At 66.6% G+C, this 26,604-nt stretch carries 14 protein-coding genes; 5 read left to right on the plus strand and 9 right to left on the minus strand.

The annotated features are described in order from the left end of the window. The 9 genes from KA419_18760 to KA419_18800 form a co-directional block, all read right to left on the minus strand. The coding region (locus KA419_18760) for a putative Ig domain-containing protein (protein ID MBP7867975.1) at window positions 1-5,183 on the minus strand (5,183 nt) is incomplete at its 3' end. 113 nt (window positions 5,184-5,296) lie between these two features. Then, entirely contained in the window at window positions 5,297-6,328 is a 1,032-nt protein-coding gene (locus KA419_18765; GenBank protein ID MBP7867976.1) for a hypothetical protein, read from the minus strand. Then, the gene (locus KA419_18770; GenBank protein MBP7867977.1) at window positions 6,325-8,145 is read right to left on the minus strand and encodes an anion permease; all 1,821 of its coding nucleotides are present in this window, start codon (window positions 8,143-8,145) and stop codon (window positions 6,325-6,327) included. Before KA419_18770 ends, KA419_18765 begins: the two co-directional genes overlap by 4 nt. Window positions 8,146-8,217: 72 nt before the next feature. After that, window positions 8,218-9,003 (minus strand): TatD family hydrolase, encoded by a 786-nt coding sequence (locus KA419_18775; protein ID MBP7867978.1) that lies wholly within the window; start codon window positions 9,001-9,003, stop codon window positions 8,218-8,220. A gap of 173 nt (window positions 9,004-9,176) precedes the next feature. Next, a complete protein-coding gene (locus KA419_18780) occupies window positions 9,177-11,819 on the minus strand; it encodes an SIS domain-containing protein (GenBank protein MBP7867979.1) in 2,643 nt (880 codons plus the stop codon). Between the two features lie 540 nt (window positions 11,820-12,359). Beyond that, the gene (gene dnaE / locus KA419_18785) at window positions 12,360-15,836 is read right to left on the minus strand and encodes a DNA polymerase III subunit alpha (GenBank protein ID MBP7867980.1); all 3,477 of its coding nucleotides are present in this window, start codon (window positions 15,834-15,836) and stop codon (window positions 12,360-12,362) included. Between the two features lie 31 nt (window positions 15,837-15,867). Then, window positions 15,868-16,383 (minus strand): hypothetical protein, encoded by a 516-nt coding sequence (locus tag KA419_18790; GenBank protein ID MBP7867981.1) that lies wholly within the window; start codon window positions 16,381-16,383, stop codon window positions 15,868-15,870. Between the two features lie 30 nt (window positions 16,384-16,413). Next, window positions 16,414-17,916 carry an ATP-grasp domain-containing protein gene (locus KA419_18795; GenBank protein ID MBP7867982.1) on the minus strand — a complete coding sequence of 501 codons (1,503 nt, stop codon included), beginning with the start codon at window positions 17,914-17,916 and terminating at the stop codon, window positions 16,414-16,416. 10 nt (window positions 17,917-17,926) lie between these two features. Next, a complete protein-coding gene (locus KA419_18800; GenBank protein MBP7867983.1) occupies window positions 17,927-19,480 on the minus strand; it encodes a methylmalonyl-CoA carboxyltransferase in 1,554 nt (517 codons plus the stop codon). A gap of 286 nt (window positions 19,481-19,766) precedes the next feature. Here KA419_18800 and KA419_18805 point away from each other — a divergent pair, with 286 nt between their 5' ends. The 5 genes from KA419_18805 to dusB all read left to right on the plus strand — a co-directional run bounded on the left by KA419_18805 (window position 19,767) and on the right by dusB (window position 24,117). Beyond that, window positions 19,767-21,404 carry a C69 family dipeptidase gene (locus KA419_18805; protein MBP7867984.1) on the plus strand — a complete coding sequence of 546 codons (1,638 nt, stop codon included), beginning with the start codon at window positions 19,767-19,769 and terminating at the stop codon, window positions 21,402-21,404. A 14-nt stretch (window positions 21,405-21,418) separates the two neighbouring features. Continuing rightward, window positions 21,419-21,877 (plus strand): hypothetical protein, encoded by a 459-nt coding sequence (locus KA419_18810; GenBank protein ID MBP7867985.1) that lies wholly within the window; start codon window positions 21,419-21,421, stop codon window positions 21,875-21,877. Window positions 21,878-21,880: 3 nt separating this feature from the next. Beyond that, the gene (locus KA419_18815; GenBank protein ID MBP7867986.1) at window positions 21,881-22,246 is read left to right on the plus strand and encodes a hydrogenase maturation nickel metallochaperone HypA; all 366 of its coding nucleotides are present in this window, start codon (window positions 21,881-21,883) and stop codon (window positions 22,244-22,246) included. Then, a complete protein-coding gene (hypB, locus tag KA419_18820; GenBank protein MBP7867987.1) occupies window positions 22,206-22,892 on the plus strand; it encodes a hydrogenase nickel incorporation protein HypB in 687 nt (228 codons plus the stop codon). Before KA419_18815 ends, hypB begins: the two co-directional genes overlap by 41 nt. A 232-nt stretch (window positions 22,893-23,124) precedes the next feature. Next, window positions 23,125-24,117, plus strand: a complete 993-nt coding sequence (gene dusB / locus KA419_18825; GenBank protein MBP7867988.1) for a tRNA dihydrouridine synthase DusB — start codon at window positions 23,125-23,127, stop codon at window positions 24,115-24,117. The last annotated feature ends 2,487 nt before the right edge of the window (window positions 24,118-26,604 follow it).

Consider the following 26,604-nt stretch of genomic DNA (forward strand, 5'->3'; position numbering starts at 1 on the left):
TACACGGGCCCGGTGCCCGTGCAGAGATTGGAATCGGTCACCGTCACGGTGATGGGGAAGGTCCCCGTGACCGTGGGGGTGCCGGCGAGCGTGCCGTTCGAGGCGAGCGTGAGCCCCGCGGGCAGGGTGCTGCCGGTGGTGAAGGTGACCGAGCCGAGGCCGCCCGCCTGGGAAAAGGCCTGGCTGAACGGAACGCCCGCCGTGCCCGTGGCGACCGCGGGGTTGGTGACGGTGATGGCCGGGCAGGCAATGTCGAGGGTGTATCGGCAGACGCCGACGAACCCGTTCACGTCCCTGGCCGCGACGAGGAAGGTCCAGCTCCCCAGCGCCGTGGGCGTCCCCGCGAGCCGGCCGTCCGTCGCCAGAGTGAGGCCGGGCGGGAGGGGGTCCGGCGTGGTGAAGGTGCAGGGACCCGTCCCGCCAACCGCCGTGAATAACTGGTCGTAAGCCGCGCCGGTTTGCCCGCCGGGGAGGCTTCCCGGACTCAGCGCGATGCTGCTCTCGACGGCACCGACGTCCGCGTTCGCGCCCTGCGGTCTCGGCACGAGCCGCTGATCCGTCTGCTCGTAGCCGCCGGGCGTTGCCGTGTCCAGCACGGGGCTTCCGCAGAGCGGGGCGTGCGTCGGCGTCGGGCCCCCGTAGTCGCCCAGGGGCGCCAGCAGGGGGTCGCCCGAAAGGATGCTGTTGTAGCCGAGCGTGAAGTAGCCGTTCGGCAGGTTGACCTGCGAGGCCGCGGGCCCGTTCCCCGCCACGATGGAGTTGATGATCCCCACGCTGACAGATGCCTGGGGGCCGTCGATCCCGCCTCCCGGGTGCGAGGGGTCACCCACCGTGTTCAGGGTGACCGTGCAGCTGTGGAGGAAGAACAGCACATCCACCCCCAGTTCGATCCCACCCCCGCTCCCGGGGCAGGCATTGCCCGAGATCGTGGAGTTGTAGAGATGGACTTGGGGGATCGAGCCCGTCGAGGTCCCGGTCAGAAGGCCGCCGCCGTTCCCGCCGGCGGTGACCTGGTTCCCCGAGACGGTGCAGCGGTCCAGAAAGCCGGAGCGGAGAAAGAGGCCCCCTCCGCCCTGGGCAGCCGCGTTCCCGGAAATCACGCACTCGGTGGCGCGGAGATCCTCCTGGGCGAAGATCCCCCCGCCGTAGCCCGGGGCGTTGCCGTTCCGGACCGTGAGGCCGGAAAGCCAGAAGCTGTCCTGGGCCGTGAACACCCGGTCCGTCCCCCCGCCGTCCACGGCCATCACGGAGGCGCCGGGGCCCTGGATCGTCAGTTGCCGGTTGACCGCGACGGCGCCGGTGGTGAGGTGGATGACGCCCGTGAGTCCCGGGGCGAAGGTGATGGTCGCCCCGTCGCAGGCGTTCGCCACGACCCAGCGCAGGGAGCCCTCGCCCGCGTCGTCGAGGTTCGTCACGACCGTGGGACAGCCGATGGTCACGCTGTACGTCTGGACGCCCGTGCATCCGATGTCGTCCGTGGCCGTGATCGTGAAGTTGAAGGTGTTCGCCACCGTGGGTGTGCCGCTCAGCATGCCGTCCGCGGCGAGCGAGAGCCCATCCGGGAGGGTCCCAGCCGTCACTGTGAAGCTGTAGGACCCCGTCCCACCCGAGGCCGTGATCGCTTGGCTGTAGACCGAGTTCGCGGTGCCGCCGGGGAGGGTGGGGGGCGAGAGGGTGACCGGTTCGGGCTGGGTCAGGGTGGTCGACGCAACCCACATGCAACCCTCATCGTCTTTGACGAAGATCATGTAATTCGCCGCGTAGAGGTTCAGAAAAAGGGGAGAGACCTGGTAGTTCACACCCCCGTCGATGGAGAAGTGGAAGGGCGGAGTCCCCCCCGACACAGGGGTGATCGTGATACTCCCGTCGGACGCGCCGTAGCAGGTGAGGTTCGTGGACGTAATGCTGGCCGTGAGCTCGGCCGGTTGGCTCACGACGACGGTGGCGGACTGGGTGCACCCATGGGCGTCCTTGACGGTGATCGGGTACGACCCCGCCGCGAGGCCCGGGAAGACGTTGGAGGCCTGGTAGGTCGTGCCGTCCTTGGAGTAAGACAGAGGCGCCGTCCCGCCCGAGGCGTTCACCGTGATGCTGCCGTTGGACATGCCATAGCACGGTGAGACGGGCACGGGGTCCGCCGTAAAGGAAAGGGCCGGGGCGTCGGCCACGTCGGCCCCGGCCGTTGTCACAAAGTACCCGCACCCGTTGTGGTAACGGACCGCGTAGGTGTAGCTCGTCCCGAGGGCCCCGGTGGTATCCGTGAAGTTCGTGGTCCCGTAGGCGATGCCGGCCTGGATGGCGGCACCGTTTCGCAGGACTTCGTAGGTGCGGGTCCCCGAGCCCAGGTCCCCCCAGCTCGCGAGGTCCTGGGGCCAGGCGACTCGGACGCCCGTGGGCGCGCAGGGGTCGAGGTCGGCCGCCGTGTTGTTGGCGGTTAGGCCGGGCTCGGCGCAGGGGCAGGGACCGGTCCTGAAAATGTATGCCGCCCCTTGGCGGATATACCCCCCCACGGTGGCCTGAAAGGCGCCGGCAACGGCCGTGTCCCCGTCCACCGAGGCGGAGAAGCCGAAAAAATCTGAGGCCATGCCGTCCGATGCGGCGAGCTTCTTGACCTGGCCCCAGTTGTCCGTCCCGCCCTGGTTGCGGGAAAAGAGGTACGCCGATCCCTGTTGCGTGTTCACCCCCACGGTGGCCTGATAGGCGCCGACGACGGCCGTGTCCCCATCCACCGAGGCGGAGATGCCGAAGTTATCCCCGGCGGCTCCGTCCGATGCGGCGAGCTTCTTGACCTGTCCCCAGAAGTCCGCCCCGCCCTGGTTGCGGGAAAAGACATACGCGGCCCCCTGGTAGATTCTCCCGCCCACGGTGGCACAGTAAGCGCCGACGACGGCCGTGTCACCGTCCACCGAGGCGGAGATGCCAAAGGTATCCCCCGCGGCTCCGTCTGATGCGGTGAGCTTCTTGACCTGTCCCCAGAAGTCCGCCCCGCCCTGGTTGCGGGAAAAGAGGTACGCAGCCCCCTGCTGGGCGTTGCCCCCCACGGGGGCATAACAAGCGCCGACGAGGGCCGTATCCCCACTCACGGAAACGGAGATTCCGAAAAGATTGAAGGCCATACCGTCCGATGCGGTGAGCTTCTTGACCTGTCCCCAGAAGTCCGCTCCGCCCTGGTTGCGGGAAAAAATGTAAGCGGCCCCCTGGCTGGAGCGCCCCTCCACGATGGCCTGATGGGCGCCGATGACGATCGCATCGCCGTCAACGGATACCGAGTAGCCGAAGTAGTCCCCGGCCGCGCCATCCGAAGCGGTGAGCTTCACGACCTGTCCCCAGTTGTCCGCCCCGCCCTGGTTGCGGGAAAAGACGTAGGCCGCCCCCTGCTGGAGGTTCCCTCCCACGGTGGCATCGTAAGCGCCAACAACGGCTGTTTCGCCGCTCACGGAGACGGAGATGCCGAAGTTATCGTAGGATGCACCGTCAGATGCGGTGAGCTTGCATACCTGTCCCCAGGCGTCCGCCCCTCCCTGGTTGCGAGCAAAAATGTACGCTGCTCCCCGCTGATCGAGCCCCCCTACGTCGGAATATGGCGAACCGACGACGGCCGTGTCCCCATCCACGGAAACGGAGTAGCCGAAATACTCTAGTGCCGCGCCGTCCGAGGCAACTTGTTTCTGGACCTGGTCCCCGCAGATGGACGGGTCTGTGAAGAGGTACGCCGCCCCCTGGTTCGCGTTCCCCCCTACGGTGGCTTTGTAGGCTCCGACGAGGATCGTGTCCCCGTCCGCGCAGACGGAGTAGCCGAAGTAGTCGCCGGACACGCCGCCCGCGGCGGTGAGCTTCTTGACCAGGCCCCAGGCATCGGTGCCCCCCCAGTTGCGGGAGTAAACGAAGGCCGCCCCGGCGTCGACCGTGCCCACGAAGGCGCGATTCGCCCCGATGACGGCCGTGTCGCCGTTCACGCAGACGGAGCAGCCCAGGTACTCATAGGCCCAGGCATCCCCGATGATGAGCTTGGCCACTTGGCCCCAGGTGTTCATGCCCCCCTGGTTGCGGTAGAAGACATACGCCGCCCCCTGGCTGGCTTTCCCCCCCACGGTGGCGCCGCTCGCGCCGATGACGGCCGTGTCCCCGTCCAGGGAGACGGATCGGCCGAAATAGTCCCCGGCCGCGCCGTCCGCGGCGGTGAGCTTTTTCACCAGTCCCCAGGCGTCCGCCCCCCCTTGGTTGCGGGAGAAGATGTAGGCCGCACCCTGCTCCGCACGCCCCCCCACATCGGCCCCCAGCGCGCCGGAGAGGACCGTATCCCCGTCCATGCTGACGGAGTGTCCAAAGAAGTCTCCCGACACGCCATCGGCAGCGGTGAGCTTGGCGACCAGTCCCCAGGCGTTCGCCCCCCCCTGGTTGCAGGAGTGGAGGTAAACCGCCCCCCGGTTGCCCATGGAGGACACTCTGGCATAGGGGGTGCCGACGGCGACCGTGCCCCCGTCCAGAGAGAGGGAAAAACCGAAGCTTTCATTGACCCCGCCGTCCGAGGCGACGAACCGGGCGACCTCCCCCCAGGCGTCGGCCCCGCCCTGATTGCGAGAGAAGATGTAGACCGCCCCCTGGTCCGCGTTCGCACCCACGTCGACCCCCGTCGCGCCGACGGCGAGCGTGTCCCCCTGCACACAGACCGCGTATCCGAACTGATCGCCGGCTGCGCCATCGGCGGCGGTGAGCTTGACGACCTGCCCCCAGGCGTCAGCGCCTCCCTGGTTGCGGTAATAGACATAAACCGCGCCCTGCTGGGCTTTCCCACTCACGGTTGCGTTGTAGGCGCCGACGACGGCGATGCCCCCGTTCACGGAGACGGAGAGGCCGAAGTTCTCCGAGGCCGCCCCGTCCGGCGCCGTGAGCCTGGCAGTCTGGGAAATGGCATCCGGAGCAGGCATTCCCGATCCGTCCCGGGGAATCTGGGATTGAATCCGCTCCCACGCCTCCGGCGCGAGGCCCCTGGGTGTCTCCCCGGGGTGTACGAGGCAGGCGCCCGATGGACGCGGCGCGTCGCCGGTCCCCCACTCCCGGACGCTTTCCCCTGGGCCTGGCGGGCTAGCCAGGGACGGTGTCTCGTCGTGCTGGGCAAACACCGGAACCCAGGTCCCCAGGATCACCAGGACGAGGATGACAACGGCGGCTCGGATTTTCATTGGATCCCCCTGAATGGATAAAAAAACCGCTTTTCTTGATTTGCAGACCTTGGGAGAAAATATCCAGAATAGAGGAGGGAGTCAAGAAGAAACGCGAGAAGAACAGGGACAGCTCAGTTTCCGATCTCGTGGTAGGTGCCGGTGGCGCGGGCGAACGCTTCGAGGATGACGGGCAGCCGGATGCCGTAGCGCTCGAGAACGGCTTCCCGTGCGCTGACCACGAGTTGCCGGCTGGGCCGGACGGGGATCTCCCGGGGGCGGCTCCGCCCCGAGAGGATGTCCAGGGCCATCCGGGCGGATTCCTCGCCCTGTTCGAAGGGGGACACCGCGAAGGCCAGCGCGCCGCCGTCCTCCACGAAGAAGCCGAAACCGCCGATGACGGGCACCCGGCTGTTCGCCAGTGTCCAGAGCACCAGTTCCCGCGGAGGCACGATGGCGTCGCCGGTTCGTCCGTACCGGACGGTTTGGTAGTGGGTGACGAAGACCAGGTCGCCGGCGGCCTCGGCCTCCCGGAGGGCCTTCTTCCAGTCGTCGAAGGTCTCGCAGAGGACGGACCCGTCGAAGGTGAAGGGGGACCAGTCGTAGCCTTGCAATTCCTGGCGCACGAAACGGGAGGTCTCCGAGGCGTCCGAGAGGTGGCGGATCCGGGTCCACCGCGGGGAGAAGACCTCCTGGAGACCCTCCTTGACCGGGGCGATCGGCACGTGCTCCAGGATCCCGGTCACGTTGGCCGCCCGGTCGTAGCCGTAGTCGGCGGGGTTCGCGTTCACCCCGCAGAACACAATGCTCAGGCCGGGGACGTCGATGTATTTCCTCGCCACCATTTCCTGGGCGTTGTCGTCCACCGCGATGACGACGTCCGGGTCCCAGTCGTCGATCAGTTCGCACGCCGCCAGGCCGGCCCGCCGCTTGAAGGCCTCGTCGGGGTGCCGCTTGGTGTCCAGGTAGTGGTAGCGGACGGAGCTGTACTTCCCGTCCAGGGCCCGCTGGATGCCGGTGTTGATGTCGACGACCCAGGAAAAGTCCGTGGCGTAGCTGTGCAGGACGAGGATCCGGGGCTTCGTCAATTTCGCCACGGTGAGCAGGACGATCGCGCAGAGCACGAACAGGGCGGCGCCGATCCGGGCGGCGAGTCGCTTTTTCATAGGATCCCCAGCCATCGCCAGTAAATCAGCGACGCGTAGATGGCCACCAGCCGGAACAGGTTGGCCCCCAGGTTGTACCAGAGGAACGCCCGTTCGTCGTAGCGCTTCTGCCGGTCGTTGACCTCGCGGAACTCCAGGTAATAGGTGCACTGGTAGGGGAAGATCCACGCGTCGCTGAGGGAGAGGATGATGAACGCCACGATCCAGGGGTTCACCCCGGCGATCCCGGCCATGGGGAGGAGGAACGTGGCGAACACCGCCACAGTGGCGTTGTTGGGGACGAAGAACCGCACGGCGGTGATGGCCAGGCCCAGGAAGAGCACGAAGAGGGCGAAATCGCTCTGCATGAACCGGACGATGAAACCCAGCCGGGTGCCGAACCAGTGGTCCAGGCCCAGGAACGACATCGTCTTGGACAGCCCGGTCAGGGAACCGAGGTAGATCAGGAAAACCCAGTTGATTTTCTGCTGGAACTCCCGCTTGTTGAGGACCTGGAGCGAAAGGAACACGTAAAGCATGGCGAGGGCGATCCACGGCGGCGAGATGCTGTGGAGCCCGGTGGTCATGAAACCGAGCACCATCAGGGCGATGCCTGCGATGGCGGCGATCTCCTTCGCCTTCAGCGGCCCGAGGACCTCGAGCTGGGTGCGGAGCTGGGCCTTCGGCGCCCGGGGGACCTCACGGTTGCGGAAATACAGGTGTGCGGCCGCCAGGCTGACCACCAGGAGCACGAGCCCGTAGACGGCGGCCGCCACGGTCCAGTGCAGCCACCCGAACTGGTCGGCCACCTGGCGCGGGAGCATGCCGTTCACCACGAGGTGAATGGTCTTGCTGGTCAGGAAGAGCCCGGAGAAGAGCGTGAGACCGGAGAACAGGCTGGCGGCCAGGTAGGTGGACGCCCTCCCCCGGGGAGCGTAGCCCTGGATGTCCAGGATGTCCCGGTACAGCGGCATCCCGATGCTGATTCGGCCGTTCGCGGAGGGGATGACGGGCGTGATGGCGATTCCCAGCACCACCACCGCGGCGTTCTGCCAGAACTGGGAGGCCGGGATGGCTTTCAGAACCCGGAGGGCGATCCGGTAGGTCAGGCCGGACACCTCCAGGACGGCCCCGATGGCGGAGACGCTGAGCACCATGAAGAACTCGTCCGAGCCGAAGCCCGAGAGCACCACCGACGGGGGGGCGACGTCCATCACCAGCAGCATGACGATGGCGAACAGGCCGGGGATGTACTCGTCGGCCAGGTTGAACATCCACAGCGCCATGGTGGCGGTGAACACCGCCAGGAACAGGACGGCGTTCTTGTCGAGCCCCATGAGCGGCCCCATGAACCAGGCCAGGGCGGAGAGCGCGCTGGTGGCCAGCCAGCCGGCCAGCGTCCGGGCGGATGCCCCCCGCTTCTCCTCTTCCCTGGCCGTCTCCGGGGCAGGCGCAGCGGCCCGGGGTTCGAAGCGGCGGACCAGGGAAGCGGACAGGTCGACATGCAGCTCCGGCTTGTCCGCACAGAGCCGGGTGACGGTTTCCCGGGGGATGACGAGGAGGGAGACGTCCGAAACCGCCGAGGCGTCGGCGTGGTAATCGGCGAACCCCAGCCCGGCCTCCTCGCCGAGGAACCCCACCGTGACGTCGCGGGTGCCCGAGCCCTTCGAAATCCGGACGGTGCCTTCCAGGAGGATCATCAGGCACCGTGCGTCCCCGCCCTCGGAAAAAATCCGGGTCCCCGCCCGCACCGCCTCCTCCGACAGGTTCGGGACCGCTCGCGAGAGCTCGATGGGGGAGCAGTGGAGATAGGTGCCAATCAACGCGGCGTGCTTCATGTGTGCGACCCTGTTCAAGCCCGATCGGAGGGATCCGGGACGATGTGACGGAATTATATTTGATTCGGGAAGCTACACAAGCAGATTCTTGGCCGGGAAGAGCCGGAGGGCGTTCGTCGTGGCGTGGCGGGCGACGTCCTCCACCGCGACCCCCCGGAGGCGGGCGACGGCGGCAGCGACTTCCGCGGTGTGGGCCGGCTCGACGTCCGAGGCCACGGTGGTTTCGGTGGCGATGGACGGGGCGTCGGTTTCCAGCAGGAGCCGGTCGGCGGGGACCCGTTCGGCGCACCGGTGGTACTTCCGGGCCGTCGCCCGGGTCACGGAGCCCGAGAACGCGATGGAAACGCCGAGGTCGAGAAACCGGGCCATCCACTCGGGGCCGCCGCCGAAGGAGTGCAGGACCACCGGCGGGGTACCGCGAAGGGTGCGGAGGGTTTCATACAGGGCGTCGAAGGCCTTGCGGCAGTGGACCAGCGCCGGGAGGCCGAATTCGGCCGCGACGGCCAGCTGCCGTCGGAAACACGCCAGCTGGGCCCCGGGGGGCGGGCAATCGGGGTAGAAGTCCAAGCCGATCTCGCCCACGGCGACGGAGGCGGGGACGGCGCGGAGGGTCTCCGCCAGGTCCGGGGCCTCGTGGAAACGGTGGGCCCACCAGGGGTGGATGCCGAAGGCCGGGAGGACAACAGCCGGAAAAGCCTCCGCCAGCGCCCGGGTTCGTGAAAAGGACTCGGGATCGTAAGACGGCACGACACACGCCGTCACGCCCGCCTGCCGCGCCCGCTCCACGACCGCCTCCAGCCGCCCCGCGAAGGCCGGGTCGTTCAAATGCGCGTGGGTATCGACGAGCTGAAGATCCATGAGTGCCTCAAGGAATGTCGACGAATCGTTCTTCGCTGGGGATAACGATCCGATTCCAAGCTTCATATCGACTTTCGTTGGCCCGCGGTCTGCGGTTCAGGCCGTCGGCTTCTTCCCGGCGGCCGCCAGGCCGCCTTGTGGATTGACGGGTTTTCCGGCTTCCGGAAAACCCGTCAATCCACCGTGATGGACTTGCTGACGTTCTTCGGGACGTCCGGGTGGACGCCGTGCATGGGGATCTTCAGCCGGTTCAGGAATTTCATCTTCTGGACACTCATCTCCAGGGCCAGCATCTGCAGGGCGGTCATGGCGGCGATGGGGTAGACCAGCTCGCTCCCCGTCCGCGGCAGGACGATGAAGGCGCTCCGGTAATCGGACGCATCCGTGGGCGCCCGCTCGCAGGCCTGCCGCAGTTCCGCGTCCTCCTCGGCGATGACGAAGATGGACGCCCCGCGGATCTTGTGGGTGTTGATCTGGGAAATGGTCAGGGCAACATCCCGCTCGGTGGGCGGGGTCAGGAAAACCAGGGGGTAATCGGTGAAGAGGTGCCCGTAGAAATCCTGCCCTGCCGTCCGGTCGAAGACCCCTTCTTCCGCGTCGTCCAGGTGGAAGGGGCGGGACCCCTTGACGGCCTGCTCCTCGAAGGCCTCGGTGAGGGCCGCGAACGAGGCGGGCCCGTCCCCGTCCGCCGGGAGGCCGTCCAGTGCCCCCACGACCAGTTCTCTGAAACGCGAGATCCCCTGCTGCAGCTCCCGGAGCCCGAAGGTGAAATTCTTTCCCAGGATGGTGTTGGGCCCGTGCTTGAACTCCGAGGCCTCCATCCCTTCCGCGTGGTTGAGGACGACCTCGCGGACCTTCAGGGCGGCCTCCCGGGCCAGCCCGACGTTGCCCGTGGACAGGACGTGCAGGGACGGGGCGAGGAAGATCTCCCCGGCCAGTTCCCGGACGGGGAGACGGACGGCCTTCATGGTCTCCTCGATCAGGCGGGGGACCTGCTGGAAGAGGCGCCGGGCGCGGCGGTAGCGTTCGTCGAGCTGCCCCCGCGCCTCCAGGCACTTCAGGGCCAGCCCGTAGAGGAGGATCACCTGGTTGGTGAAACTCTTGGTGGCCGGCACGGCGATCTCGGGCCCGCAGAGGATGGGGAGGTAGAAATCGCACTTCTCCTGGGCCAGGGTGGAGTTCACGTTGTTGACGATCATCAGCCGGGCGATCTTCCGCGATCGCTCGGCCAGGGCGTTGCAGATGTCCACCAGGTCCTTGGTCTCGCCGCTCTGGGAGATGCCGATGAAAAGGTCGCCCTCCTGCACCGAGTCGAGGGCCTCGGTACGGAACTCGCCCGGCAGGTGGCACGCCACCGCCAGGCCGGCCACCCGGTTGAGGATCATGGCCCCGATCCGGGCGGCGTTGTAGGAGGAGCCGCAGGCCACGACGTGGATGCGCCCGGTGCGATGTTCCTCCATTTTCGCCGCGAAGCGCTCCGCCCAGCGGGCCAGGGAATACTGGTGCTTGAAGAGGAAGAGGGCGTCCACGAGGACCAGCGACTCCCGCCACCCGCCCCCGGTCAGCCGGTGGACCTCCTGCAGAAAGCCTTCCTCCGCCGAGGAGAAGAGCCGGGCTTCCCCGGGACGCCTGATGGAGCGGCTGAGGGCGCCTCCTTCATCCACGGCCGTTCGGAGCCGCTGGAATTCCTCGCTCTCGAGGACCGCCTTCACCCGGTCCAACACGGCGGGGGTCTCGGTCTCGAAGGTGCACTGGCGGAAGGCCTGGCGCACTTCGAAAGCGAGTTCCCGGTTCGCGTCGAGGGCGCCGAAGAGGTCCGCCCGCCCGGCCTGGCTGGGGTAGAAGATCCCGAGGAGTTCCCGGGCGGCGTCGGCCTGTGAGGCGATCTCCTGCTCCATGAAGAACTGGAAGGGCGGGTGGAGGAGGGTGTCCCGGTTGCGCAGCTTGGAGCGTTTCGGGGGCCGGTGCTCGGCCACGGACGGGTCGGCCATGGAGTGGACGGTCCACCCTCCGGCGGTGAAGTGGATGAACTCGCCCTCGGAGAGCGGGATGAGGATGCGGGTCCGGCTCAGGACGGCCGAGAGGTCCGACGAGGCGAGGATGAACTCCCCGCCGGAGGGATCGACCCCCTTGCCGACGTAAAGGGAGCTGCCGCACTTGAGGGCGAACATCTCCTCGGTCACCGGGTCCACCACCACGGCGGCGTAGGAGCCCCGGATTTTCTTCCCCGCGGAGCGGATGGCGCGGATCATGCAGTCCCGCCGGAAGTCCGGTTCGGCGCGGCGGGCGCTCTCGCCGGCCTCCAGGTTCAGGAAGAAGAAGTGCTCCACCGTGTGGACCAGCATCTCCCCGTCGTTGTCGCTGAGGACGAGGTGCCCCTCCAGTCGCAGTTCCTCCTTCAGGAAGTCGCAGTTGGTGATGTTGCCGTTGTGGGCGCCGTAGATGCGCTCCTTGCAGGCGACAAGGTGCGGCTGGGCGTTCACGTCGTCCACCATGCCGAAGGTGGCCCAGCGGACCTGGCCGCAGAAGAGCCGGCCGGCGTGGGTCTCCAGCTCCAGGTCGCGGACGACGCGCGAGGGGGCGCCCACGGCCTTTTTCAGGGTGATGGACCCGTCGGAGTCCTGGATGCACAGGCCCGTGGAGTCGTAGCCGCGGTACTCGAGTTTCTCCAGGAGGCGCGAGGCGATCTCGCCGAGGGCGGGGGTGCGCCGGGCGCAGACCATCCCCAGCACCCCGCACCCGACGCCGGGGATCGGCAGGGGGATCGGGAGGCGGACTTTCGCAAGGCGGGAGAGCAGGCGCTTGAACGATTTCATGGTTTCTTCCTGGGACCGAAGTGATGCATCGGGACGTATCCTTCCGCAAGCGGACACTTTACCCTGCGGCGTGCCGGGCGTCAATGCGAAAGGTGGGCGGGGGGGGAAGACTGCACCGCGAGGGGGGGATGACGGCGGGAAAGGACGAAAGGACCTAAAGGACCCAAAGGACCTAAAGGACCCAAAGGACCAAAAGGACAGCATGGACGAGCAGATGGATCACCGGCCAGCGGGGCCTGGGGGGCGAGCGGCCGGCGGGGCCTGGGGGGCAAGCGGCCGGCGGGGCCTGGGGGGCGAGCGGCCGGCGGGGCCTGGGGCGCGAGCGGCCGGCGGGGCCTGGGGCGCAAGCGGCAGGCGGGGCATGGGGCGCGAACAGCAGGCGGGCCTGGGGTGCGAACAGCAGGCGGGCCTGGGGCGCGAACAGCAGGCGGGCCAAGGGGTCCGAATTTTCCGAATGGCCCCCGCGAGAAGCCCCCCGGTGTCCTTTGGGTCCTTTAGGTCGTTTTGGTCCTTTTGTCCTTTCCCGACCTTGCCCCGGAATCACCGGATCGGGCGGACGGCGCCGGGGTAGGCGATCTCCTCGATAATGCTCTTGAGTTCGGCGGACCACTTCACGCGCAGAAAGCCGTTGGTGTCGAGGGTGGCGACCCCCACGTCCCGCTTGCTCAGGACGATCTCCACGGCGCACTCCCCCTTGCGCTCCAGGAGCAGTTCCGTCAGGGCCTGGGCGCGGTCGGGGGTGAGGCGCTCCAGTTCCAGTTCCAGGCGCACCGCGCTCACCGTGGTCTCCCGGCACTCCGCGAGGGGCTTGACCTCGTTGACCACGATCTCGGGGTCCTTCTCGCCCTCCTGCTGGATGGTCCCCGTCACGAGGAGGGGGGTGTCGGGCAGGAGCAGGCCCTCATACTCCCGCCAGGTCCGCGGGTAGACGATGCACCGGATGGTCCCGGTCTTGTCCTCCAGCAGGCCGTTGGCCATGGTCTCGCCCTTCATGGTCTTCTTGGTGGCCAGGCTGGAGAGGATCCCCCCGATCCGGACGGTCCCGCCCGGGTCGCGCTCGGCGAGGTCGCCCACGAAGGTGTCGGTGCTCACCCCCAGGATCCCGGCGTGCTCGTCCAGCGGGTGGCCCGAGATGTAGAATCCCAGGATCTCCTTCTCGTGCTGCAGGATGACGCGGGGGTCCCACTCGGGGAGGTCGGGGAGGTTCTCGGTCTCGGCGCCGGTGTCCGCGGTTTCCGCCTCCCCCAGCAGGGAAAAGAGGCTGCCCTGGCCGATGGCCTTGTCGCGCTGGCACTTCTGGGCGAACTCCACGGTGCGCGGGTAAATCTCGGCCACCTGGGACCGCCGGTAGCCCAGCTCGTCGAAGACGCCCGCCTTGTTGAGGCTCTCCAGGACCCGCGCGTTGAGGTGCTTCAGCTCCACGCGGCAGCAGAAGTCGGTGAAGGACTTGAAGGGCCCGCCTTTCGCCCGGGCGCCCAGGATGGCCTCGATGGCGGCGTCCCCCACGTTCTTGACGGCGCCCAGACCGAACCAGATGCCCTTGTCCGTGGGGAGGAAGTCCAGCCGGCTGTGGTTGATGGACGGCGGCAGGATGGGGATCCCCATGGCCTTGCACTCGGCGATGTACTGGACCACCTTGCTGGTGTTGCTCTGCTCGCTGGTGAGGAGGGCGGCCATGAACTCGGCGGGGTAGTGCGCCTTGAGCCAGGCCGTCTGATAGGCCAGCCAGGCGTAGGCCGCCGAGTGGGACTTGTTGAACCCGTACTCGCCGAACTGGCGCATCTGTTCGAAGAGGTCCGACGCCTTCTTCCGATCGACGCCCCGGGACACGCACCCCTCGACGAACTGGGGCGCCATTCGGTCCATAATGGCCATGTCCTTCTTGCCCATGGCTTTGCGGAGCGTGTCGGCCCCGCCCATGGACAGGCCGGCCAGCCGGACGGCGATCTGCATGACCTGCTCCTGGTAGACCAGGACGCCGTAGGTGGGCTTGAGGATGGGCTCCAGCTCGGGGATGGGGTACTCCACCCGGCTGGTCCCGTGCTTGCGGGCGATGAAGTCGGTGATCATCCCGCCCTTGATGGGGCCCGGCCGGTAGAGGGCGTTCATGACGATGATGTCCTCGAAACGGCTGGGCTTGAGGCTCTTGAGGTAGTTGCGCATCCCCGCGCTCTCGAACTGGAAGATCCCCGCCGTCCGGCCGTCGGCGAAGACCTTGTAGGTCTCGGCGTCGTCGAGGGGGATGCGGTCGATGTCCACACCCCGGCCGCGGGTCTCCTGGATGAGCTTGAGGGCGTCGTCGATGACGGTGAGGGTGATCAGCCCCAGGAAGTCCATCTTCAGGAGGCCGAGCTTCTCCACGTCCTTCATGTTGTACTGGGTGGTGACCACGCCGTCGGAGCCCATGTAGAGGGGCACGATCTCCCGCAGGGGGCGCGGGGCGATGACGACCCCCGCGGCGTGGACGGAACTGTGCCGCGAGAAGCCCTCGAGCTTGCGGGCGATCTCCACGAGCTGCCGGACCTGGGGGTTGTCCCGCATGGCGTCGGTGAGGCGGGGCTCGACGCTCAGGGCCTTCTCCAGGGTGATGTTGAGCTCCTGGGGGATGAGCTTGGCGATCTTGTCCACCTCGACGTAGGGCATCCCCAACACGCGGCCCACGTCCCGCACCACGGCCTTGGCCCGCATGGTCCCGAAGGTGATGATCTGGCAGACGCAATCCTTCCCGTACTTTTCGGTGACGTACCGGATCACTTCCTCCCGCCGGCGGTTGCAGAAGTCGATGTCGATGTCGGGGGGGGAGACCCGCTCGGGGTTCAGGAAACGCTCGAAGAGGAGGTCGTACTGGAGGGGGTCCAGGTCCGTGATGCGCAGCGCGTAGGCCACCAGGCTCCCCGCCGCGGAGCCGCGGCCCGGGCCGACGGGGATGTGCCGCTCGCGGGCGTGGCGGATGAAGTCCCAGACGATGAGGAAGTAGCCGGCGTAGTTGAGCTTCTTGATGACGCCGATCTCGTAGTCGAGGCGCCGGTCGTACTCCTCCGGGGGATAGCGCAGCTCGCCGGAGGCCTGGAGGGCGAGGATCACCTCGCGCCGCGCGGCGAAACCCTCCCGGGTCTTCTGCTCGAAGTAGTCGTCCAGGGTGCTCCCCGCGGGGATCTCGAAGCGGGGGTAGTGCTGGGAGGTCAGGTCGAAGTCGAAGTTGCACCGGGCCGCCACGGACACGGTGTTGTCGAGGGCCTCGGGGACGTCGGGGAACAGGGCTTCCATCTCCTCGGCGGTCTTGAAGAAGAACTCCCGGGAGTTGAACTGCATCCGCTTCTCCTCGTTGAGGAGTTTCCCCGTCTGGATGCAGACCAGCACGTCCTGGGCGAGGTGGTCGTCGCCCTCGAGGTAGTGGCAGTCGTTGGTGGCCACCAGCGGGATCCCCGTGCGGCGGGAGAGGGCGATCAGCTTGGGGTTGACCGACTTCTGCTCCGGCAGCCCGTGGTCCTGGATCTCGAGGTAGAAGTTCCCCTTCCCGAAGAGGTCCTCGTACCGGCGGGCGACCGCCTCGGCCCCCGCCTCGTCCCCCTGCTCCAGGAGCACCGGGACCTCGCCCTGGATGCAGGCCGAGAGCGCGATGAGCCCGCCGGCGTGCTGCTCGAGGAGTTCCCAGTCCACCCGGGGCTTGTAGTAGAACCCCTCGGTGTAGCTCAGGGAGACCAGCCGGCAGAGGTTGTGGTAGCCTTCGTCGTCGCGGACCAGCAGGATCAGGTGGAAGCGCTTCTCGGTCTGGGACGTCTTGTTGTGGCGGCTCCCCTGGGCCACGTAGACCTCGCAGCCGATGATGGGCTTGATTTTGCGCTTTTTCGTCTCCTGGTAGAACTGGACCGCGCCGAAGAGGTTCCCGTGGTCGGTGAGGGCCAGGGCTTCCATCCCGAGGGCGGCGGCCTTGTCGACGATCTTGTGGACGGGGCAGGCGCCGTCCAGGAGGGAGAAGTCCGAGTGCACGTGAAGGTGGACGAAAGGTCTGGACATGGCTGGCTCCGGGGCGGGGAAGGACCCGCTGTTACTCCACGACGAAAAGGATGTCGCCCGTCAGGACCGTGGAGGATTCCTGGGCGATCCGCTTCAGTTCGCCGTCCCGGGGCGCCTTGATGGCGTTTTCCATCTTCATGGCCTCGAGGTAGAGGACGGTTTCGCCCTCCTTCACCCTGTCTCCGGGCTTTTTCGGGGCACGGGTGATCAGGCCGGGCATGAAGGCCTTCACGACGCCTTCCTTCACCGGCTCCTTGACGGGGCGGGCCGCCTGGAGCTTGCCGGCCCGGACCTCGTTGATGGCGTAGGTCTCGTTGTCGATCTTCACGGCTTCGACCGCGCCCTGCTCGTTCCGGAAGAACTCTATGTCATAGGGCACGCCGTCCAGGAGGATGGAACGGATCCCCTTGTCGGCGTCCCAGGCGATCATCTTGGCCTTGTAGCGGTGGTATCCCACCTCCACCGGGATCTCGTGCGCCGGGTCGGGGAAGATGTCCTCGAGGACGAGGGTGTAGTGGTGGTCGTCGATGCAAACCCTGTATTTCATCCTTTTCGTCTCCCTTGGGGTCCCTGCGGGCTACAGGTCGCGACGGCCGAGGAGCGCCAGTCGACCCGCCAGGTTCCAGTTGCTCGTTTCGCCCCCCATCCGGCGATAGCCGGGGGTCTTCGCCCGCATCCCCAGTTCGTGCTCCAGGGCGGTGACGATGGCCGCCACCTCCTGGCGGCGCTTGTCCTTGGACCGGGGCGACAGGTAGTCCTCGATCTTGAAGTCGCAGGTCAGGGTGCTCTCCACGAACTCCTTCGAGTGGATCACCCGGCGGATGAAGGAGAGGTTGGTCCGGATCCCCTTGATGCGCACCCCGCTCATGGAGAAGCGGAGCTTGGAGAGGGCCTCCTCGCGGGTGGAGGCGAAGCAGTTCAGCTTCAGGATCATGGGGTCGAAGTAGATGTCCACCTGCATGCCGTTCTGGACGCTGGACTGCACGCTGTAACCGTACCCGCCGGGCAGGTAGTACTCCGAGATGACCCCGGCCGAGGGCCTGAAATCGCGCTCGGGGTCCTCGGCGTTGACCCGGCACTCCACGGCGTGGCCGGTGGGGGTGACGGCGTTGCCCTTGAACCGGAGTTTCTCGCCGGCGGCGATGCGGACCTGCTCCTTGATCAGTTCCACCCCGCAGGTGAGGTCGGTGAGGGCGTACTCCACGGGGATGCGGGGGTTGATCTCCAGGAAGTACCACCGTCCCGCCGGGTCGAGGAGGAATTCCACCGCGCCGCACCCGACGAAGCCCAGCTTCCGGACGATGGCCAGGGCGGCCTCGGCCATCTTGAGCCGGGTCTCGGGCTTGAGGCGGGGGGACGGGGTCTCGGAGATGATCTTCTGGTAGCGGCGCTGGACGACGCACTCCCGCTCCCCGAAATGGACGACGTTGCCGTGCTGGTCCGCCAGAACCGGGAATTCCAGGTGCACCGCCGACCGGATCGACTTCTCGAGGTAGTAGGGAATGTTGAGGTTGCGGATCTCGCGCTCGCGGATGAGCCCCCGGTAGCTCTCCAGGAGGTCCTCGCGGCGGTAGGCCTTGATGATGCGGCGGCCGCCGGAGCCCCAGTGGGGTTTCAGGAAGACGGGGTAGCCGATGTCGGCGGCCTTGACCACCAGGTCGTCCTCGTTGGCGATGGTGGCGGAGTGGACCGGCGTGGCGATGCCCAGGGACGCCGCCGCCTCGAGGCAGTGGGGCTTGTTCCGGAGGTTCTCCAGGTGCCCGGCGTCGGGGCCGATGAAGGTGATGCCCTTGTCGCTGCAGGCCTTGGCGAATTCCGGCACCTCCGAGAGAAAACCGTAGCCGCAGTAGATGGCGTCGGCCTTGGCCGCCAGGGCACACTCGAGCATCCGTTCCTGGGAGTTGTAGTTGAGGGAGATGTGCCCGCCGGGGAGGATGAACACCTGGTCCGCGTTCCGGATGTGGAGCGCGTCGGGCTCCACCTGCGAGCAGACGGCGGCGGTCTCGATGCCCATCTCCCGGATGCACCGGATGGCGCTCTGGGCGATCTCGCCGCGGTTGGCCACCAGGACCTTCTTCATGGCGCGCCTCCTACAGCGGAATGTTGCCGTGCTTGCGGGCCGGCTTGTGGGTGCGTTTCCCCTGCAGGGACTCCATGGCGGACACCAGGCGGACCCGGGTGAGGTGCGGCGGGATGATCTCGTCGATGAAACCGTGCTCCGAGGGGAGCTTGGGGTTGGCGAACTTCTTGCGGTAGTCGTCGAGGAGCTGCAGCCGCCTGGCGGCCGAGTCCTCGGCCTGGGCCAGTTCCTTGCGGAAGATGACGTTGATGGCGCCTTCCGGCCCCATGACCGCGATCTCCGCCGACGGCCAGGCGAAGCTGAGGTCGGCCCCGATGTGCTTGGAGTTCATCACAATGTAGGCGCCGCCGTAGGACTTGCGCAGGGTCACCGTGACCCGCGGGACCGTGGCCTCGGAGAAGGCGTACATGAGCTTGGCCCCGTGGCGGATGATGCCGTTGAGTTCCTGGCTTTTGCCGGGCAGGAAACCCGGGACGTCCACCAGGACCACCAGCGGGATGTTGAAGGCGTCGCAGAAGCGCACGAAGCGGGCGCCCTTCACCGAGGCGTTGATGTCCAGCGTCCCCGCGAAGTGCTGGGGGTTGTTGGCCACCACGCCCACGGAGCGTCCGCCCAGGCGGGCGAAGCCCACGGTGATGTTGGGGGCGTAGTGTTCATGGACTTCCAGGAAGAAGCCGTTGTCCACCACGGAGCGGATGACGTCCTTCACCTCGTAGGCCTTGATGGGGTCGAGGGGAACGATGTCGTAGAGGTCGTCGCAGATCCGCTGGGGGTCGTCGGTGGTCTCAACGATGGGCGGGAGGTCGAGGTTGTTGGCCGGGAGGAAGCCCAGCAGGGTCTTGACCCGGGAGAGGGCTTCTGCCTCGTCCTCCACCATGAAGTGGGCCACGCCGCTCAGGGTGTTGTGGGTGGCGGCGGAGCCCAGTTCCTCCTGGGTCACCTCCTCCTTGGTCACGGCCTTGATGACGTCCGGGCCGGTGATGAACATGTGGCTGGTGCCCTTCACCATGAAGATGAAGTCCTGGATGCCGGGGGAGTAGACCGCCCCGCCGGCGCAGGGGCCCATGATGACGGCGACCTGCGGGATCACCCCGGAACAGGTGGTGTTGCGGTAGAAGATGTCGCCGTAGCCGGCCAGGCTCATCACGCCTTCCTGGATGCGGGCCCCGCCGCTGTCGTTGAGGGCGATGCAGGGGGCGCCGTTCTGGACGGCCAGGTCCATGACCTTGCAGATCTTCTCGGCGCACTTCTTGCCCAGGGAGCCGCCCAGCACGGTGAAGTCCTGGGCGTAGACGTAGACCAGCCGGCCGTTGATGGTCCCGTAGCCGGTGACGACCCCGTCCCCGGGGTAAACCTGTTTCTCCATGCCGAAGTCGGTGCACTTGTGCTGGACGAACATGTCCAGTTCGTGGAAGGAGCCGGGGTCCACCAGGATGTCGAGCCGCTCCCGGGCCGTCATCTTCCCCTTGTCGTGCTGGGCCTTGATCCGGTCGACCCCGCCGCCCTGCCGGGCGGCCTCCACCATGTCGAGGAGTTCGCGGGTCTTCTCTCTCAACGATGACATCGATTGCCTCCAGTTGCCGAGGTGGGCGCCGGCCCAGGGAGCCGGCCCCGCCCGCCCGACCCGGCAAGGCTTGCCTGGGGTGCGCGAGCGGACGATCCCGCGCACTATATCACCCGGTCCCGACAAAATCAAAGGAATTCCGGGAAGGCGTTTCTTTCAGGATATGTTGAAGTTGGCTTCGGAAAGCCCCGGCCGGGAGCGCGGGCCGGACCGCGAATAAACTGGTGAATCCCACGGCCGCTTCGTGTATCATACTCTTTTAACTTGTGGAAGGAGAACTTTGCCCATGCCCAGATCCACCGCTCACCGCATCCTCGCCGTCGGCCTCCTTGCGGCGTGCCTAGCCGTCCCCGGTTTCGCCTGCACCAACTACATCGTCACCCGGGGGGCCTCCGCCGACGGGTCGGTCAACGTCACCTACTCCGCGGACTCCCACACCCTCTACGGCGAACTCTACTACACGCCGGCGCGCGAGCACCTGGACGGAGAGATGCTGGACGTCTGCGAGTGGGACACCGGCAAGTACCTGGGCCGGATCCGGCAGGTCCCGAAAACCTTCGCCGTGGTGGGGAACATGAACGAGCACCAGCTGGTGATCGGCGAGACCACCTTCGGTGGCCGCAAGGAGTGCGAGGGCGGCAAGGGGTCCATGGACTACGGCGGCCTGATCTACATCACCCTCCAGCGGGCGAAGACCGCCCGGGAGGCCATCCGGATCATGGGCGAGTTCGTGAAGGAGTACGGGTACGTCAGCGAGGGCGAGACCTTCTCCATCGCCGACGCCAACGAGGCCTGGATCATGGACCTCATCGGCAAGGGGCCCGACGCCAAGGGCGCCGTCTGGGTGGCCCGCCGGGTTCCCGACGGCTACATTTGCGCCCACGCCAACCAGGCGCGGATCCGGCAGTTCCCCCTCGACGACCCGGAGAACTGCCTCTTTGCCCCCGACGTGATCAGCTTCGCCCGCGAGAAGGGCTTCTTCAAGGGGGAGGACAAGGACTTCAGCTTCGTGGACGCCTACGCCCCGCCCGACTTCGGCGCCCTGCGCGCCTGCGAGGCCCGGGTCTACGCCTTCTTCAACCGGGCCGCACCCAGCCTGAAGCTGCCCACCGACTACGTCATGGGAAACCCCAAGGCGGAACCGCTGCCCCTGTGGATCAAGCCCGACCGGAAACTCTCCGTCCGCGACGTCATGGAGCTGATGCGGGACCACTTCGAGGGGACGCCCATGGACATGACGAAGGACATCGGCGCCGGCCCTTACGTCGCACCCTACCGCTGGCGCCCCATGACCTGGAAGGTGGACGGCCAGGAGTACTTCAACGAGCGGGCCACCTCGACCCAGCAGACGGGCTTCTCCTTCGTCTCCCAGGCCCGGTCCTGGCTCCCCGACCCCATCGGCGGGGTCCTCTGGTTCGGCGTGGACGACACCTTCTCCACGGTTTACTTCCCCGCCTACTGCGGGATCCGGGAAATCCCCCACAACTTCGCGGTGGGGACCGGCGACTTCGGGCATTTCACCTGGGAATCGGCCTGGTGGGTGTTCAACTTCGTCGCCAACACCGCGTATTCCCGGTATTGTGACATGATCAAGGACATCCAGGTGGTGCAGCGGGAGCTCGAGGGGCAGTTCGCATCCGCGCAGCCCACGGTCGAAGCCGAGGCCCTGGCCATCCACAAGGAGTCCCCCGACCGCGCCCGTGCCTTCCTGACGGCCTATTCGTGCCGGGTGGCCGAGCAGACGGTCAAGCGCTGGCGCAAACTCGGGGAATCCCTCCTCGTCAAGTACCTGGACGGGAACGTCCGGGACGAGAAGGGCAACGTCAAGCACCCGGGATACCCCGAGTCCTGGTACCGGGCGATCCTGAAGGCGCACCCCGACCAGTTCAAGGTCCCCAGGACCGATCAGCCGCAAACCCACTGACAACCGGAGGGAGTATGAGAATCAGGAAGCGGAGGGTCTTCGTCGTCGCCCGGATGTTCCAGTACTCGTTCATCCTGCTGCAGGTCGCCTGTGCCGTGGCCGCCTTCGGGCTGGTGTACTTCGCCACGAACAGCACGCTGGAGAGCGTGGAGCCCTTCGTGGCCCGGAGCGGCGCGGACGGGCGCGTCCTCATGCGGGAACTCTCCTTCTCCCTCCGGGCCACCATCTGGGGGGCGGCCGGCTTCATCTGCGTCATGATGGTCACCTGGGGGATCTTCACCCTGCAGAAGGTGGCGGGGCCCCTCTACCGCCTTCAGAAACACATGCAGGACGATGCCGAGGCCCGGAAGCTGACCCCGGTCTTCTTCCGCAAGGGGGATTTCTTCCCCGAACTGTCGGAGACTTACAATCACCTGGCGGAGAGCGTCCCCGTGGCCGAGCCCCCTCCCGCCTCCCCGCAAAAAGCGGAGTGAGCGATGCACGAGGTCTCCGTCGCCCGCGACATCCTGGAAACCGCCCTGGAGACGGTGCAGCCCTACCCGCACACCCGGGTCACCGCGGTGCGCGTCAAGGTGGGGCCCCTCTCCAATGTCCTCCCCGACGCCCTCCTCTTCGCGTGGGAGGCGGTGGTGGAGGAGTCGGGGCTGGCAGGGGCGGAGCTGGTCATCGACGAGACCTCGGTGTCGGCCCAGTGCGGTTCCTGCCGCGAGGACTTCCCCGTGGACGACTACCAGTTTTCCTGCCCCTACTGCGGTTCGAGGCAGATCACCGTCGTCTCCGGCGACGAACTGGAAATCATCGATGTCGAGGTGGAGTACGTTGAAGGATATCATCAAGCTTGAGCAGAAAGTCCTGTCGAAGAACGACGAGATCGCCGCGAGGCTCGCGGGCGGCTTCCGGGAGAGGGGCATCTTCGCCGTCAACATGATCTCCTCCCCCGGCAGCGGGAAAACCAGCCTGCTGGAGGCCGTCCTGCCGAGGATCGCCGGGAAGGTCCGCTGCGCGGTCCTGGAAGGGGACGTCCAGACCGAGAACGACGCCCGGCGCATCGAGAAGCTGGGGGTGCCGGTCCGGCAGATCATCACCTGCGGCTCCTGCCACCTGGACTCCCTCATGATCGAGGAGCACCTGGACGCCCTGCCCCTGGACCGGACGGACCTGCTCTTCATCGAGAACGTGGGCAACCTGGTCTGCCCGTCCTCCTACTCCCTCGGCGAGGACGAGAAACTGGTGGTCCTGAGCGCCGCGGAGGGGGACGACAAACCCCTGAAGTACCCCGCCGTGTTCCGGAAGTCCTCCATCCTGGTGGTCAACAAGATCGACCTGATCCCCCTGACCGATTTCGACCTGGAGCGGGCGGTCCACAACGCCCGCGGGATCAACCCCAAGCTCGAGGTCTTCCCGCTCTCCTGCCGGACCGGCGAAGGGGTGGAAACCTTCTGCGAGGCCCTCGTCCGCCGCGTCGAGACCAAGCGCGCCGCCGGGTGACGGGACCACGGCCAACACGGATGCGGGAGAAAACCACGGATGAACACGGATCGACACGGATGGTTGCGGATCCGTGAGAAGGACCATCAATCGACGGTTCAGACCGGGGACCCGAGAAAAATTCATTGAATTTGCAGGAGATACTTCAGCTGAACCGGGGCCCGCGGAACCCGATCCGTGTTTATCCGTGTTCATCCGTGGTTATTCATGTCCATCCGTGGTTTAAGGAAGCATGAAGTCAGACCTGACCCTCGGCCGCCTCGTCATCTCCCCGCCCGTCCTGCTGGCCCCGCTGGCGGGCGTCACCGACGTCCGCTTCCGCGGGATGGTCCGGGGATTCGGCGGGTGCGGCCTCTCCTACACCGAACTGGTGAGCGTGGAGGGCGCCGTCCGGAAGCAGACGCGCACCCTGGCCCTCATGGAGCGGGCGCCGGGGGAGCGCCCCTTCGGGATCCAGCTCTACGGGGCGCGCCCCGAGGCCATGGAGGCTTCCGCGCGCATCGCCGAGGAGGCGGGCGCCGACCTGGTGGACATCAACGCCGGCTGCCCCGCCCGGAAGGTGGTCCGCAGCCGCGGGGGGGCTTTCCTGCTGACCCAGCCCCGCCTCCTGGAAACGATCCTGCGGCGGGTCCGCGCCGCCGTCTCCGTCCCCCTCACGCTGAAGATCCGTTCCGGGTTCACCGAAAAAGACCTCAACTTCCGGGAGATCGGCCGCCTCGCCGAGGACTGCGGCGTCGACGCCGTCACCCTGCACCCGCGCACCCGGGCCCAGATGTTCACCGGGCACGCCGACTGGGACCACATCGCCGAACTCAAGGCCCTGCTCAAGGTCCCCGTCATCGGCAACGGCGACGTCTTCACCCCGGAGGACGCCGCCCGGATGGTGGCGCAGACGGGCTGCGACGCCGTGATGATCGGACGGGGGATCATGCGCAACCCCTACCTGATCGCCCAGACGGCCCGCCACCTGTCCGGCGAGCCGTACACGCCCGCCTCCACGGGAGACCTCCTGGCCATCTGCCGCGACCTGGCCGGGCGGGCGGTCAACGCGGAACTCCCCGCCGTCAAGGTCTGCGGGGAGATGAAGAAGTACTGCTCGTGGCTGATCCACGGTTTCCCCGACGCCGCCCGCCTCCGCAACGAGGCCTTCCACGCGAAGACCCCGGCCGCCATCCTCGCCCTCCTGGACGCCCTCTGCGCGGGGCAGTCGGGGGAGAGGCTGTAGGCTGTGGGCTGTAGGCTGTAGGTCCGGAGGGGTTCCCATCGGTATCGGTATCGGTATCGCAGTCGAAAGGTCGATAGGCTGAAGGCTGTTAGGCTGAAGGTCGGAACGGATTTTATCGGGGTTGGTATCGGAATCGGTATCGCAATCGAAAAGGGGTTTAGGCGCTTTAGCGGCTGCGTTTTTTCCAGCAAGTTGTCGATCCCGGTTGCCTTCCAGGCCACTTTTACCGGGCGAGGTCCCGGGAGAAAGCGTAAGATCTTTGCCAAAGTGCGCGAGAAATCAGGAGCGAACATCCGAACTGGCGGCCGGTTGCGGGACGAGGACAAGTTCCACCCGGTGCGTACTCCGTGCATCCGGCTTCTTGGCGGGCAACGGGGACGTTCGAGGAGGCGGGTCCGCCGGGCGGGTTTTCCGGCCACCGGGAGTCCATCGCCGCCGGGTCCTCACCCCGTCGGGGGTGAAATGTTTGTAGTAAAAGCGGTTGCTTATATTTTCCCCCGCGCGCCGCCGGGGGTGAACCGTGCTCCGGAGCGTCCTCCCGGACCGGCGGCGCGCGGGGGAGGGGAATCTTGATAACTGCCTTTTCTACAAATATTTCACCCCTATGAGGTGAAGACGCAGGGGGCAGGGTCCCGGTGGGGCGAAGACGCAGGGGGCATGATCCTGACAGGGTGGGGACGCGGCGTACACGGCGAGTGCGGAGCACCTTGCCTCGGCCCCGGAATCCCGTCCGTGTATTTCGTGTATTTCGTGGTTCCTTTTCCGGTTTATCCGGGTTGGGCTGTAGGTCCGGAGGGGTTCCCATCGGTATCGGTATCGGTATCGCAATCGCTGTCGTAATCGCAATCGCCGTCGCCGTCGCAGCCGGGGGAAAGGCTGTAGGCTGCAGTTCCCTCGAAGTAAGATCTTTGCCAAAGTGCGCGAGAAATCAGGAGCGAACCTCCGGACAGGCGGCCGGTTGCGGGACGAGGACAAGTTCCACCCGATGCGTACTCCGTGCATCCGGCTTCTTAGCGGGCCGGGGGACGTTCGAGGAGGCGGGTCTGCCGGGCGGGTTTTCCCGCCGCGGGGAGTCGATCGCCGCCGCGCCCTCACCCCGTCAGGGGTGAAATGTTGGTAGTATAAGAGGTTGTATTGATTTCCCCCGCGCGCCGCCGGGGGTGAACCGTGCTCCGGAGCACCCTCCCGGACCGGCGGCGCGCGGGGGAGGGGAATCTTTATAACTGCCCTTTCTACAAACATTTCACCCCTGACGGGGTGAAGGCGCAGAGGGCACGATCCCGGTGGGTGGAAGACGCAGAGGGCATGATCCTGACAAGGTGGGGACGCGGCATACACGACCCTGGCGCGGTGAAGACATGAAAGGCCACCATCCGAACGGGGCAAAGGGGTGGCGAACACGAATCAGGTTCAGGACACACGCCCGTGATTCAGGGCCAGGACACCACCCGTTGCCGAGGTGGGCGTTCCGTGCTCCTGAAGCTCTCGCAGAGGCGCTGAGGCACGGAGAGGTCCCGGGAAGATGCCTGGACCGATCCAGGCGCTTTAGCGGCTGCGTTCTTACCAACATGTTGTCGATCCCGGTTGCCTTCCAAGGCCACGGTTACCGGGCGAGGTCCCGGGAAGAGCGTAGTACCTTCAGAGTATAGTCTTTGTCAAATTGAGCAACAATTGATGACCCCGCAAAAAGTCGCGAAAGGGAGATTTCCCGCGAATAACACGAATATACGCGAATTTATAACACGAATAATATCTATTGATTGTTGATTTCTGATTCGCGTTCATTCGCGTGATTCGCGGGCATAAAAGACTTTTTGCGGGGGCGTCACAATTGGAAAGGGCGGTTCTGTTCCCGCCGCCTTCGGGGCGGGTTTGCCCCTGCGCTGCCACGTCTTGACCCCGGGGCGGCGCCGCGGACGCCCGTCACCTTTTCGCGCTCCGGCTTGGGCTCCCCGGCGTCCGCGGCTTGCCCCGGGTCCAAACGCCTTTCCCCTTCGGGGAATCGGGGAGGAGGATCATAAATCGAACCAGCTCGGACGCTCGCGGAGCCCGACCGGAGTTGATGCTTCGAGGGTCCTGGCCCTCCCTGAAGGGGAGGGGGCGTCCCAGCCGGTGGCCAGACGCGGGCGCCGGCCGCGAACGTGTAGCGAGCCTCTCGTTCGGGGCGCCCGCGTCGCAGCCCCCGGAACGCGGCCGCGGGGGGATCAAACGCACCCTGAAAGGGTGCAGGGAAGGCGGGTTGTTTCCGGCCGCTGCTCCACGGACCGGAAGGCCGCACCCGGGGGTGAACGGCGGCATCCCGAAGGGATGGATGAGCTTAGCCGGTGGTCGGTGTGGTTCGTGGTTCAATAAAGGCTGTCAGGGGTTTAGTACCTTCTAAATAGAGTTTTTGTCAAACCGAGCAAGAAATTAAGAGGGAACACCCGAGGAAGCGGCCAGATGCGGGACGAGGAAGAGTTCCTTCAGGTGAGTACCCGTCGCGATGAT

The organism is Acidobacteriota bacterium, assembly GCA_018001935.1.
Taxonomy (GTDB): Bacteria; Acidobacteriota; JAAYUB01; order JAAYUB01; family JAAYUB01; genus JAGNHB01.

What these genes read in the sequence shown, in the direction of transcription:
- KA419_18775 (MBP7867978.1), bottom strand. Translation starts at nt 9,003, where the DNA reads ATGGATCTTCAGCTCGTCGATACCCACGCGCATTTGAACGACCCGGCC.
- KA419_18805 (MBP7867984.1), top strand. Translation starts at nt 19,767, where the DNA reads ATGCCCAGATCCACCGCTCACCGCATCCTCGCCGTCGGCCTCCTTGCG.
- KA419_18770 (MBP7867977.1), bottom strand. Translation starts at nt 8,145, where the DNA reads ATGAAGCACGCCGCGTTGATTGGCACCTATCTCCACTGCTCCCCCATC.
- dusB (MBP7867988.1), top strand. Translation starts at nt 23,125, where the DNA reads ATGAAGTCAGACCTGACCCTCGGCCGCCTCGTCATCTCCCCGCCCGTC.
- hypB (MBP7867987.1), top strand. Translation starts at nt 22,206, where the DNA reads ATGTCGAGGTGGAGTACGTTGAAGGATATCATCAAGCTTGAGCAGAAA.
- KA419_18780 (MBP7867979.1), bottom strand. Translation starts at nt 11,819, where the DNA reads ATGAAATCGTTCAAGCGCCTGCTCTCCCGCCTTGCGAAAGTCCGCCTC.
- KA419_18795 (MBP7867982.1), bottom strand. Translation starts at nt 17,916, where the DNA reads ATGAAGAAGGTCCTGGTGGCCAACCGCGGCGAGATCGCCCAGAGCGCC.
- KA419_18815 (MBP7867986.1), top strand. Translation starts at nt 21,881, where the DNA reads ATGCACGAGGTCTCCGTCGCCCGCGACATCCTGGAAACCGCCCTGGAG.
- dnaE (MBP7867980.1), bottom strand. Translation starts at nt 15,836, where the DNA reads ATGTCCAGACCTTTCGTCCACCTTCACGTGCACTCGGACTTCTCCCTC.
- KA419_18790 (MBP7867981.1), bottom strand. Translation starts at nt 16,383, where the DNA reads ATGAAATACAGGGTTTGCATCGACGACCACCACTACACCCTCGTCCTC.
- KA419_18800 (MBP7867983.1), bottom strand. Translation starts at nt 19,480, where the DNA reads ATGTCATCGTTGAGAGAGAAGACCCGCGAACTCCTCGACATGGTGGAG.
- KA419_18765 (MBP7867976.1), bottom strand. Translation starts at nt 6,328, where the DNA reads ATGAAAAAGCGACTCGCCGCCCGGATCGGCGCCGCCCTGTTCGTGCTC.
- KA419_18810 (MBP7867985.1), top strand. Translation starts at nt 21,419, where the DNA reads ATGAGAATCAGGAAGCGGAGGGTCTTCGTCGTCGCCCGGATGTTCCAG.